Source organism: Azonexus sp. GW821-FHT04F04 (assembly GCF_059420025.1).
In genome coordinates, this window is record NZ_JBWKSX010000007.1 from 128,963 (window position 1) to 140,796 (window position 11,834).

The window sequence follows — 11,834 nt, forward strand, 5'->3', positions numbered from 1 at the left end:
AGCTGTCGAGAACCCCGGTCATATGACAAACGGAACGGGCTAAAGGCTTTCGAAGCTACGGAAAATGCGACTTTTTTAAAGTATCACCACTTCCCGCAGCCCCGTCAAACCCACAATGAATACTATTTTTTCCTGGGCCCCTGTTGCCGCTGCACGCTGGAGCGCGGCGCCGGCCCGGTCCGCCGAATATTCCCGGTGGATACAGCCGGCGCACCGCCCGTACCAGCCGGCTGCCAGGCCGGAATCAATTGCTTTTTGCCATTGCCAATCAGGTCGGCCCGCCCCATTTCCTTGAGCGCTTCGCGCAACAACGGCCAGTTGGCCGGATCGTGGTAGCGCAGGAAGGCTTTGTGCAACTTGCGCTGACGACCGTTGCGCACGGTCCCGACCTGTTCGCTGCTGCGCGTCACCTTACGCAACGGGTTGCGCTCACTGTGATACATCGTTGTTGCCATGGCCATCGGCGTCGGAATGAAGGTCTGCACCTGATCAAGGCGGAAATTGTTCTTTTTCAGCCACAACGCCAGGTTGAGCATGTCCTCGTCCTCAGTCCCCGGGTGGGCGGCGATGAAATACGGGATGAGGTACTGCTCCTTGCCCGCTTCGCGGGAGAAACGGTCGAACAGCTGCTTGAAGCGGTCGTAGGAGCCGATGCCCGGTTTCATCATTTTGGAGAGCGGCCGTTCCTCGGTGTGTTCGGGCGCAATCTTCAGGTAGCCGCCGACATGGTGGGTGACCAGTTCCTTGATGTATTCCGGTGAGCGCACGGCCAGGTCATAGCGCAGGCCAGAGCCGATCAGCACCTTCTTGACGCCCTTCAGCGAACGCGCCTTGCGATACAGCGAAATGAGCTTGCTGTGATCGGTATTCATGTTCTCGCAGATGTCGGGATAGACGCAGGACAGCCGGCGACAGGCCGACTCGATCTTCGGGTCCTTGCAGGTCAGGTGGAACATGTTGGCGGTCGGCCCGCCGAGGTCGGAGACGATGCCGGTGAAGCCCGGAGTCTTGTCGCGCATTTCCTCGATTTCGCGGATCACCGAATCTTCGGAACGGCTCTGGATGATGCGACCTTCGTGCTCGGTGATCGAACAGAAGGTGCAGCCGCCAAAACAGCCGCGCATGATATTGACCGAGAAACGGATCATTTCCCAGGCTGGAATCTTGGCTTCGCCGTAACTCGGGTGCGGCCGACGGGCGTAGGGCAACTCGTAGACCTGATCGAGTTCTTCCGTCGTTAGCGGAGTCGGTGGCGGATTGAGCCAGACATCGCGTTCGCCATGGGCCTGAACCAGCGCCCTGGCGTTGCCGGGGTTGGATTCAAGGTGGAAGGTGCGCGAGGCATGGGCGTAGAGCACCGGGTCATCCTTGACCTGCTCGTAGGACGGCAGGCGAACGACGGTATGGGCACGTCTATCCTGGCGCGCTGCCAGCCGCTCGGTGCGCGAAACGATGCGGATTGGCTGGGCGTTCGTTGGTGCCCCGTCTTCCACGGTCGACCGGGAATTTTGGCCATTTTTGGAATCGCCTTCCATGGCATACGGGTCGACGTGCTTGATCAGCGGGCCCGGCGTGTCGACCGAAGTCGAATCCATGACATCCCAGTCATCCGAAGGCAACCAACCGGACGGGGCCATGAAGGCTGTGCCACGCAGATCACGGATTTCGCTGATCTTCTCGCCCTTGGCGACGCGGTGGGCCAGCTCGACGATGGCCCGCTCGGCATTGCCGAAGAACAGCATGTCGGCCTTGGAGTCGGGCAGCACCGAACGGCGAACCTTGTCCGACCAGTAATCGAAATGCGCGATGCGGCGCAGGCTGGCCTCGATCGATCCGATGATCACGTTGCAACCCGGGAAAGCCTCGCGGCAACGCTGGGCATAGACGGTCACCGCCCGGTCCGGCCGCTTGTTCGGCTCGCCGTTCGGCGTGTAAGCGTCGTCAGAGCGGATCTTGCGGTCAGCCGTATAGCGATTGACCATCGAATCCATGTTGCCGGCCGTGACGCCGAAGAAAAGATTCGGTTTTCCCAGTTTTTTGAAGTCAACCGCAGAGTTCCAGTCCGGCTGGCAAAGAATGCCAACGCGGAAGCCCTGCGCCTCGAGCAAACGCCCGATCAAGGCCATGCCGAAGCTCGGATGGTCGATGTAGGCATCGCCGGTGACGAGAATGATGTCGCACGAATCCCAGCCCAGGGAATCCATCTCGGCGCGCGACATGGGCAGGAAGGGGGCAGGCCCGAAACGATGTGCCCAGAATTTGCGGTAACCGAAGAGGGGGCGGGTGTTTTGCTGATTTGAATCCATGCAATATTTTACCTGAGAGCGCCAGGGGCCATGGCATACTTGCCCTTTGTCCAAGAGCCCATCCCCTACGCGATGATGAATCTTCCCACCCGCGAACAGGCCGGTGTCCTGATCGTTTCCGTCAGCGGACGCATAGACCACATATCCAGCGAAGAGTTCACAAAAGCACTCGATCCCCTGCTTGATCAATGCGTTCAGGGGCGCCCTTCCGTCCTCCTTGACTTTTCCGGGGTTGATTACATCAGCAGTGCCGGCTTGCGTGTCCTGATGATGGCCTCGCGCCGCTCCAAGGCGCAAAAAGGCGTGTTCGCGATTGCCGCCCTGCAGCCCATGGTTCAGGAAGTATTCGCCATCAGCCGCTTCAACCTGATCGTGCCGTGCTATGTGAGCGTCGAAACCGCCTGCAAGGTTCTCGGCTCATGAATCAGGTTGTTTTCTGGGGTACTCGCGGTTCGCTGCCGGTTTCGCTGTCGCATCGCGATGTCCGGGAAAAAATCGTCGCCGCCCTGACCGCAGCCAACGGCAAGAATTTCAAGACCCGCACGGCCCTCGACGAATTCGTCGACAAGCTGCCGTTTTCCGTGGCCGGCACCTTTGGCGGCAATTCATCGTGTGTCGAGATCGTTGGCGACAGCAACGATCATTTCATCTGCGACATGGGCAGCGGCGCCCGGCCACTCGGCCAGGCGAAGATCGCCCGCTTCGGGGTCCCCAATCCGCAGACCTACCACATCTTCATTTCCCACCTGCACTGGGATCACCTCATGGGCTTCCCGTATTTCGCGCCCATGTACATTCCGGGCAACCGCATCGTCGTCCACGGTTGCCATGCGAATCTCGAACAGGCTGTCCGCCTGCAGATGCAGTCGCCCAATTTCCCCGTCGATTACGCCATGGCCGGTGCGAAGATCGAGTTCGACATCATGAAGCCCGACGAGACGCGTTATATCTCGGGCATCAACGTGACGCCCAAGCGCCAGATGCATGCCGGCGACTCCTACGGCTATCGCTTTGAAAGCCTCGATCGCACTGTCGTCTATTCGACCGACTCCGAGCACAAGCTGGAAAACCCCGACGAACACGCCGAATTCAGCCAGTTCTTCCGCAAGGCCGACCTCGTCATTTTCGACGCCATGTACTCGCTGGCCGAGGCCGTATCAGTCAAGGCCGACTGGGGCCATTCGAGCAACATCGTCGGCGTCGAACTCTGTCAGGCGGCCGCCGTCAAGCGGCTGGTCCTGTTCCACCACGAGCCCGTCCATGACGACAAGCAACTCTCTCGTCTGGTCGCCGAAACACGGCGGCTCGAGCAGATAACCCGGGGCAGCCGGGCGCCGCTCGAGATCATTTCTGCCTACGACGGCCTGACTATCGACCTGTGAAGCCTCCGGCCGGACTGCTCCTTGCGGCGATCCAGGCCGGACGTGGCCGGGCCTTTCCCCTGCTGTTGCTCATTGTCGGCGCCTTGGTGCTGAACGGCATCGAGCGCACGCCGCTACTCAACGTCCGCGAAGCGCTGTTCGATCAGTATCAGCGCCAGATGCCGCGGGCGCGCACCAGCGAGCCGGTCATTGTGGTCGGCATCGACAGCCAGAGTCTGGTGAAACATGGCCAGTGGCCGTGGTCGCGCGACCTGGTCGCCCAACTGGTGAACAAAATCCAGACTGGCAAGCCGCTGGCGCTGGGCATCGATATCGTTTTTGCCGAGCGCGACCGATACAGCCCGGAAGTCCTCTCGGCCCGGATGCCCGGCCTGCCCGCGGAAGTTCTGGCGACGCTGCCCGATCCCGACCGGGAACTGGCCCGCGCCCTGAGCGCTCATCCGACCGCCCTCGCCGTTGTCGGCCTGGGTAAGGCCCTGCCCGGCTCGACACAACCAGCCCGACCGCTACCGGAATTCAATCCGGGCACCAACCTCGACCTGCATCTCCCACAATATGCCGGGGCGCTGGCCAGTCGTCCGCTTATCGAAAAATCGGCGGCCGGCGAAGGCCTGATCAACGCCAGCCCCGGCGTCCTGCAGGCGAACAGCGAACGAGGCGTGCTGCGCCGGGTACCGACGATAGCCACCATCAACCAGTTGCCTTTCCTTTCGCTACCACTTGAAATGGTCCGTCTGGCACTCGGTGGCGGCGCCGTCGTACCCGAAAGCGGAAGCCGCGGCATGACGGCGATCCGCATCGGCGACTATCGTCTGCCGACGCAACCAAACGGCGAAGTGCTGCTCCATTTCGGTCGGGCCAACGCCAACTACTATCTGTCGGCAGCCGACGTTCTGGCCGGCGTGCATCCCCGGGAAATCTTCGACGACCGCTTCGTCATCATCGGTTTCAACAGTACCGGGCTGCAGGACCGGATCATCACGCCGCTCGGCGAAAGCCTGCCCGGCATCGACATCCACGCCCAGGTCATTGAAAGCCTGCTCAGCGGTCAGGCCTTGCAACGTCCGCACTGGATCCCGCTCCTCGAAACCGCCACGCTGCTGCTCGGTGGCCTGCTCCTCATCGCGACGATTCCGGTGCTCCGGCCGCGCTACGCCGTGCTCAGCTTCACCGTCTGGGGCCTGCTGCTGATTGCCGCTGGCTACCTGGCCTTTTTCTTCGGACGCTGGTTGTTCGACGGCGTCAGCCAGATCCTGCTGCTCGCGCCGGTATTCATCCTGTTGCTGGGCAACACGCTGGTCGCCGCCGACAGCCGGCGGCGCGAAGCGGAATTGCTACTCCAGCGCAGCCGCGAAGAGGCTGCCAGGGTGGCTGGCGAAATTGATGCCGCCCGGCGCATCCAGATGGGGCTGTTGCCGAATCCGGCGACAATCTTCGCCGGCGAACGGCGTTTTTCCATCGCCGCCCTCCTCGAACCCGCCCAGGCCGTCGGCGGCGACTATTACGACTGTTTCATGCTCGACCAACAACGACTCTGCGTGGCAATCGGCGATGTTTCCGGCAAGGGCGTGCCGGCCAGCCTGTTCATGGCCATCTCGAAGACCCTGACCGGTACGTTGACGCGGCGTCAGGCCGATCTTGGGCTGGCCGTCCGCGAGCTTGAATGCGAGTTAAGTCGCGAGAATGCCGAATACCTCTTCGTCACGGCCTTCATCGCCGTGCTGGATGTCGCCTCAGGTCGCATGGAATACGTTTGCGCCGGCCACGATGCACCCATCCTGCTGCGCGCTGGAGAGTTGTCGCGGATCGATACGGCAACTGCCGGCCCGCCGCTGTGTGCCGTCGGCGACTACCCCTACGTGGCCGGCGAACTGCTGTTGCAGCCCGGCGACCGGATCTGCCTGTTTACCGATGGCGTCACCGAAGCCAGCGCCGGTGCCGGCATGTTTGGCATCGGGCGTTTGCAATCGGTGATTCAAGACCACGCCGGGGCCGAGCTGCCAATCGCCGCTACGGCACTACGCGATGCCGTGCGCACCTTCGAGGCCGGTCATCCGGCAGCGGACGACCTGACCTTGTTATTGCTGCAGTGGCACGGCCAGACAGCTTCGGCAGCTAGCGAACGCTGATTTCAACGCGCCGATTTTTCGGCTCGTCGACTTCGTCGTCGGTCGGTACCAGCGGATCGCGCTCACCGCGACCGACCGCGGCCAGCTTCTCGGCTGCCACTCCCGATTCGATCAGCTGGTCACGCAGGCCTTCGGCCCGGGTTTTCGACAAGCGGTCGTTACCATCGACACTGCCAACGCGATCGGTATGGCCAATGACCATGACTTCGGAGGCCGGGCGTTCGGCGATTTCTTTGCGGATAGTGGCCAGCGCCGCCTGAGATTCCGGCGTCAGGACATTGCCGCCGGCTTCAAAGTAGAGGACATAGCTGCTCGGCCGTGGCGGTTGCGCGGCCAGGGCCTGGGCGAAGCGCTCCCTGACCTCCTCTGGCGACGATTGATATGCCTTGTTGGCATCCATGCTGCGCTTGGCCGCCGCATAGGGTTTGTCGAGAACAATTTCCCCACGGGTGTCGCGGATGACAACGGCGCTGGCCCGGCCATCGGCCGACGGCAGCAGGACGACGCGCTCGCTGGCACAGCCGGCCAGGGTCAGCAGCGCCACCAACATCAGGGAAACAGTCGGCTTATTCATCGCGACCACCTTCTACTTCGATCACGAACTCGGTGCCACGCACGCCAAGAACCGAGGTCGGCGTATGGAAATCGACCGATTCCGGCGTCCGTTTGGCGATCTTGCCCGAGGCAACGGAGAGCGTCCCCTTGCGGATGCGGATCGACATGTTGCCGTCCTGCGTCGCGTTATCGAAGGCAAATTTGTCGATGACGATCAACGAATTCGGCCCGGCCGACAACAGGGTGTTGTCGCGCAGGGTGACGCCCACCGAACCATCGGCGCCGGTGCGCACGCGGTCGGCGACCTCGATCGGGGTACCAACCGTAGCCGGCAGTTTCTTGCCGTCGCGTTCGACGCTGACCTGCCCCTTGGCGACCTTGACCATGCCGGCCGGGTCGGCAGCAAAGGCGGGCGAGCCGGAGAACAGGGCGAGCAGCGCACAAAGCGCAGCCCGATGTGCTTTAATCATGGCGAAAACCTTGATGATTCGATGACTGCACATTTTACGGACATTTCCGTCAGCGCGCGCTATGCGGAGCTTCCCGGGCTGATGGCTTGGGTGGCGGACTTGGCGGTTGGCCTGGGCATTGCCGCTGACGATTCGCTGCGCCTGCAACTGGTCATCGAAGAGCTGTTCACCAACACGATCACCCACGGCCACCATGGTGACAGCGAGCACAAGGTTAGCCTCGCCCTGGGCCGCAACGACGGTGTCCTGACCCTGCGCTACGAGGACGATGCGCTGCCTTTTGACCATTCCGAATTTGGGCAAAATTTCCGGTTGACCGCGGAAATCGGTGGTCAGGGCCTCGGGCTGATCCACGGCATGAGCAAAGCCATCCGCTACCAGCGGCTGGGGCAGCGCAACATCACCGAAATCGAGTTTTAGGCGCCGTTGCGCAAGGCCAGCAAGGGCGGCGTGGCGATCAACTGGCGAACCGCCAGCCAGCCAATGACTACTGCCAGAAAACCGCCGCCAACAGTCGATAGCGCCGGCAACCAGAGGCCGAACGACAAATCCAGCTGAAACGCCTGCTGGCCGACAATGCGCCCGAGCAGCATGGCGCCGATGGCCGCCATCAACCCGGCGACGCTGCCAATGACACCGAGTTCGACCAGCATGGCCTGACGCAGTTGCGCCCGTTGGGCACCCAGCGAGCGCATCACCGCCAGTTCGTAGCGCCGCTCGTCGAAACTGGTCAGCAAGGCCGAATACAGAACAATGCCACCAGCCAGCAAGGCAAAAACAAACACGAACTGCACGGCGCCGGCCACCTGACCGATAACCCCCTGCAACTGGCGCAGGATGGCGCCAACATCGATCATCGTCAGACCGGGAAATCGCCGGACCAGTTCGGATGCGGCATCAGCCCGTTCGGTCGGCAGATGGAAGCTGGTGATGTAGCTGGCCGGCGCATCTTCAATGACGCCAGGCGGCGTCAGGACAAAGAAATTGACGCGCATCGAATCCCAGGACAGCTTGCGCAGGCTGCTGGTTATTACCCGTTTTTCGACGCCGGCAACCGTAAACACCAGCTCATCTCCGAGCTGGATGCCCAAGGTCTTGGCCAGGCCATCTTCAACCGAGGCCAGGCCCTGCCCGGCTTCATCCGGCGCGAACCAGCGCCCGGCCGTAACCCGGTTGCCGGCGGGCAGATCGCTGCGCCACGACAGGTTGAATTCCCGTTCGATCAGGCGCTGGGCGCGTTCGTCTTCGGGAAAACTGGCCGGGCTGACTTCCTTGCCACCAATCCGGATCAGGCGGGCACGGACCATTGGCAACAGCTCAGCCTCGATGCCGCTGGCGCGCAGCATGTCGGCTACGGGTTGGCGCTGGTCGGGCTGGATATTGATGACGAAGCGATTCGGTGCGTCGGCCGGCACCGATTGTTGCCAGGCATCGAGCAATTCGGCACGAATCACGGTTAGCAGCAGCATGGCCATCAAGCCGATGGCCAGTGCGACGATTTGCACCGCGCTCGATGCCGCATGGCGGGTCAGGCTGGCCAGTCCCTGTCGCCAGCCGAAACCGGCCCCGCCACGCAGACGGGCAATGGTCGCGATGATCAGCCGGGCGATGACCCCAAAGCTGCCGAGGGCAACGACAAAGCCGCCGACGGCATAGGCGCCGAGCCGGATATCGCCAGCCACCCAGATGATCAGGCCGGCCAGCAGGACCAGCCCAAGGGCGTAGCCGCCGAGCGACGACGCCTGTGGCGGACCGAGTTCGCGGCGCATGACGCGCAGAGTTGGCACACTGGCCAGTTGCATGAGCGGCGGGAAAGCGAAGCCGAAGAGCAAGACGCCGGCGACGCCCAGCCCACCGGCCAGCGGCAACCAGCCGGGGGCCGGAAGGTCGAGAACGAGCAAGGCGGACAGCCAGTAAATCAGCACGAAATGCGCGGCATAGCCGACGATGCTACCGACAACAGCGGCCAGCAAGGCCAGCCAGAGAAACAGCCAGCCATGCAGGCGAAGCAATCCATCTTGAGTCATGCCCAGGCAGCGCATGACGGCACAGGCATCGAGATGGCGCTGCATGTAACGCCGTGCAGCCATGGCCGCAGCGACAGCCGCCAGTACCACGGTCAACACCGTCGACAGGCCCAAAAACCGCTCGGCCCTGTCCAGAGCGCCACGGATTTCCGGCCGGGCATTGCGCGTATCTTCGAGCCGTTCGCCACGCTCAAGACGTTGCGTCAGCCAGCCTTGATAACCGGCCACCGCCTTGGCCTCGCCGGCCGCCAGCAGGCTGTAGCGGATGCGCGCGCCGGGCTGGATCAGGCCGGTAGCCGGCAGGTCGTCGGCGTGCATCATGAGCCGCGGCGCCAGACTGAAGAAATTGACGCCCCGGTCCGGCTCGCGGGTCAGGATGGCCGCCACTTGCAGTTTTTGCGCGCCGACCGTCACCGATCCACCCGGGACGACCTGAAGTGCCGCCGAGAGCCGTTCGTCCAGCCAAACAGATCCAACGGCCGGACCTCCTTCGGCGGGAGCTCCCTCCTCGCCAGCCCGCTGGCTGGTTTCAACCCGGCCGCGCAGCGGATAACCCGGGCTGACCGCCTTGATATCGGCCAGTTGCGCCTGTTCGGGGCCGATGACCATGCTCGGAAAACCCCGCGTTTCGGCCAGCTTGAGGCCACGTCGGCGGGCCTCGGCGGCATAAGCTGCAGGCAGGGCGTGATCGGCGATGAGGATGAGGTCACCGCCCATCATCTGCTGCGCCTCGCGCTCCAGCGCCAGACGGACCCGATCGGCAAAGAAGCCGACGGCGGTGACAGCGGCAACGGCGATGGCCAGTGCCGCGAAGAGCAGGCGAAGCTCGCCGGAGCGCAACTCGCGGCCGAGCGTGCGCCAGGCGTGGGCGGCGATCATGGGCGTACCGACCAGCGGGCCCGGAACTCCGGTGCCGGCACAGCTTTTCCGTGCAAATGGCCCTGCAGTTGTTCGCAGCCGAGTCCGGCCAGAAATTCCGACTGCTCGAGCGTCTCGACGCCTTCGGCAACCACCTCAAAATCAAGGCTGCGGGCGAGTTCCATGACCGTTCTGATGATTGCCTCGTCACCCCTGTTCTTGCCGATTCCATCGATAAAGGATTTGTCGATTTTCAATTGTTGAACAGGCAACATTTTCAGATAGCTGAGCGACGAATAGCCGGTCCCGAAATCGTCGAGCGACAGGCTGATGCCGAGGTCACGCAGACGGGCGAGCAAGTCAAAGGCATCGCCAACGGCCATGACCACCGACTCGGTCAGCTCGAGTTTGAGGCTGGTCGCATCCATGCCGGTTTCGTCGAGAATCTGGCCGAGAACATCAACAAATTCGGGGCGTTCCAGTTGTTTGGCTGAAAGATTGACCGACACCTGCGGCAAATCGAATCCGCTCTTGCGCCATTGCATGACCTGCCTGCAGGTTTCGCGCAACACCCAGTTGCCAAGCCCGACGATCAACCCCGAATCCTCGGCCAGCGGAATGAAGCGCATCGGCATGACCAGACCCAGTTCAGGGCTGTTCCAGCGCACCAGGGCTTCGGCACCGACCAGCCGGCCACTGCTGGTCTCGACCTGGGGTTGCAGATGCACCGACAGTTCGCCGTTGTCGAGCGCCCGGCGCAACAGGTTTTCCATGCGGATTCGCTCCTGCGCGTCTCGCGTCATCTCAGGCGTATAAAAATGGAAATTGCCGCGCCCCAGAGCCTTGGCCCGATACATCGCCGTGTCGGCATTGCGTAGCAGATCGAGCACGCTGTCGCCATCTCCGGGGGAAAGGCAGATTCCGACCGAAGCCGTCAGGAATAGCTCGTGGTCCTCCAGTTTGAAGGGGTATTCGAAGGCTCCGATGATTTCGCGGGCGAGCATTTCGACTTCGTCTTCGCTGCGTACACCTTCCATCAAGCAGATGAACTCGTCGCCGCCAAGCCGGGCCAGCATGTCGATCAGGCGGACATGCTCGGACAGCCGCGCCGCCACCGAAACCAGCAATTCGTCGCCGACGCCGTGGCCGAGCGAATCGTTGACCTGCTTGAACTGGTCGAGATCGATGAAGAGTACGGCAAGCCGCTCGCCATGCCGGGCCGATTCGCGCAGGCTTTCTTCCAGCCGCTCGATGAAGCTGCGGCGGTTGGAGAGTCCGGTCAGCGGATCGTGGTAGGCAAGATAGTTAAGCTTGCTCTGCGCCTGCCGGCGCTCGACGATCTCGCCTTCGAGCTGTGTATTGGTTCGCTTGAGCTCGTCGGTGCGGGCCGCAACCTGAATTTCGAGCGTGTCGCGGGCGGCCGCAATCCGCCCTTCCTGATCCTCCAGAATGCCCTGGGCACGCCGGACAACGAGAAACTGCATGAGATAGAGCGCAGCAAAAACCAGCGCCACGCCACCGGTAACCAACCACATATTGCGATGCAATTGGCTGACAAATGGCGAGACGTCCTGATACAGCTCGAAAACTCCTTCAACCGACTGGTCCTTGCCGCGGATGGGAATATGGCTCGCCAGGACATCGACCTCGGACAGCGTTCCATCCAGGCTGTTCATGCTGTCGCGGTGCGTCAGTTCGCTGGCAATTGTGCCGCTGATTGCAGCCCGGAAGCCGGGATTGTCGAGGCGACTTTCGCCGATTTGACTGGCATCGGTTGAAAACACGGTACTGCCGATGCGGTTGTAAATCTTGACCCGAATGACCGAGGTATCGCGCATCAATTCAAGGACGCTGGCGTGGAGGCGGCGAGCCTCTTCGGATTGCGTGAGAGATTCGACGTCGCGGCCGACCGAGTCACTCATCAGCGCATCCAGCGAATTGCGCAGCGAATTCTGGAACACCTGCGCCATGGCGACATTGCGTCCCTCGGCCAGATCCTGCATTTGCTGCAGCGAGAGCTTCTGGTAGAGCGGCCCGAGCAATCCGGCCGCCAGCACGATGAGGATGAAACTGACCGTCGAGAAATAACGCGAAAGATTGAACATAT

9 protein-coding genes are annotated in these 11,834 nt (G+C 62.3%); 4 read left to right on the plus strand and 5 right to left on the minus strand.

Annotated features, from left to right (window positions below):
- Positions 1-122 precede the first annotated feature (122 nt).
- The gene (locus AC07TV_RS14620; RefSeq protein ID WP_494649219.1) at positions 123-2,219 is read right to left on the minus strand and encodes a YgiQ family radical SAM protein; all 2,097 of its coding nucleotides are present in this window, start codon (positions 2,217-2,219) and stop codon (positions 123-125) included.
- Positions 2,220-2,378: 159 nt separating this feature from the next.
- Between AC07TV_RS14620 and AC07TV_RS14625 the strand changes: the two genes are divergently transcribed.
- Genes AC07TV_RS14625 through AC07TV_RS14635 form a run of 3 tightly spaced genes read left to right on the plus strand, consistent with a single transcriptional unit; the run spans position 2,379 to position 5,817 of the window.
- The gene (locus tag AC07TV_RS14625; RefSeq protein WP_494649100.1) at positions 2,379-2,729 is read left to right on the plus strand and encodes an STAS domain-containing protein; all 351 of its coding nucleotides are present in this window, start codon (positions 2,379-2,381) and stop codon (positions 2,727-2,729) included.
- Complete coding sequence (locus tag AC07TV_RS14630; RefSeq protein ID WP_494649101.1) at positions 2,726-3,688, plus strand: MBL fold metallo-hydrolase; 963 nt, start codon at positions 2,726-2,728, stop codon at positions 3,686-3,688. Before AC07TV_RS14625 ends, AC07TV_RS14630 begins: the two co-directional genes overlap by 4 nt.
- Positions 3,685-5,817: a CHASE2 domain-containing protein gene (locus tag AC07TV_RS14635; RefSeq protein ID WP_494649102.1), complete on the plus strand. Its 2,133-nt coding sequence runs from the start codon at positions 3,685-3,687 to the stop codon at positions 5,815-5,817. The genes AC07TV_RS14630 and AC07TV_RS14635 overlap by 4 nt, the downstream gene beginning before the upstream one ends.
- Here the strand turns inward: AC07TV_RS14635 and AC07TV_RS14640 are convergent.
- Positions 5,804-6,391, minus strand: coding sequence for an OmpA family protein (locus tag AC07TV_RS14640; protein WP_494649103.1), 588 nt, complete (start codon positions 6,389-6,391; stop codon positions 5,804-5,806). The genes AC07TV_RS14635 and AC07TV_RS14640 overlap by 14 nt on opposite strands.
- Entirely contained in the window at positions 6,384-6,842 is a 459-nt protein-coding gene (locus AC07TV_RS14645; RefSeq protein WP_494649104.1) for a FecR family protein, read from the minus strand. The genes AC07TV_RS14640 and AC07TV_RS14645 overlap by 8 nt, the downstream gene beginning before the upstream one ends.
- A 21-nt stretch (positions 6,843-6,863) precedes the next feature.
- On the opposite strand from AC07TV_RS14645, the gene AC07TV_RS14650 reads away from it, so the two are divergent.
- Positions 6,864-7,262: an ATP-binding protein gene (locus tag AC07TV_RS14650; RefSeq protein WP_494649105.1), complete on the plus strand. Its 399-nt coding sequence runs from the start codon at positions 6,864-6,866 to the stop codon at positions 7,260-7,262.
- On the opposite strand, the gene AC07TV_RS14655 is transcribed toward AC07TV_RS14650, so the two are convergent.
- Both AC07TV_RS14655 and AC07TV_RS14660 read right to left on the minus strand, forming a co-directional pair.
- Entirely contained in the window at positions 7,259-9,748 is a 2,490-nt protein-coding gene (locus tag AC07TV_RS14655) for an ABC transporter permease (RefSeq protein WP_494649106.1), read from the minus strand. The two genes, AC07TV_RS14650 and AC07TV_RS14655, sit on opposite strands and share 4 nt — an antisense overlap.
- Positions 9,745-11,832 (minus strand): putative bifunctional diguanylate cyclase/phosphodiesterase, encoded by a 2,088-nt coding sequence (locus tag AC07TV_RS14660; protein ID WP_494649107.1) that lies wholly within the window; start codon positions 11,830-11,832, stop codon positions 9,745-9,747. Before AC07TV_RS14660 ends, AC07TV_RS14655 begins: the two co-directional genes overlap by 4 nt.
- Positions 11,833-11,834 lie beyond the last annotated feature (2 nt).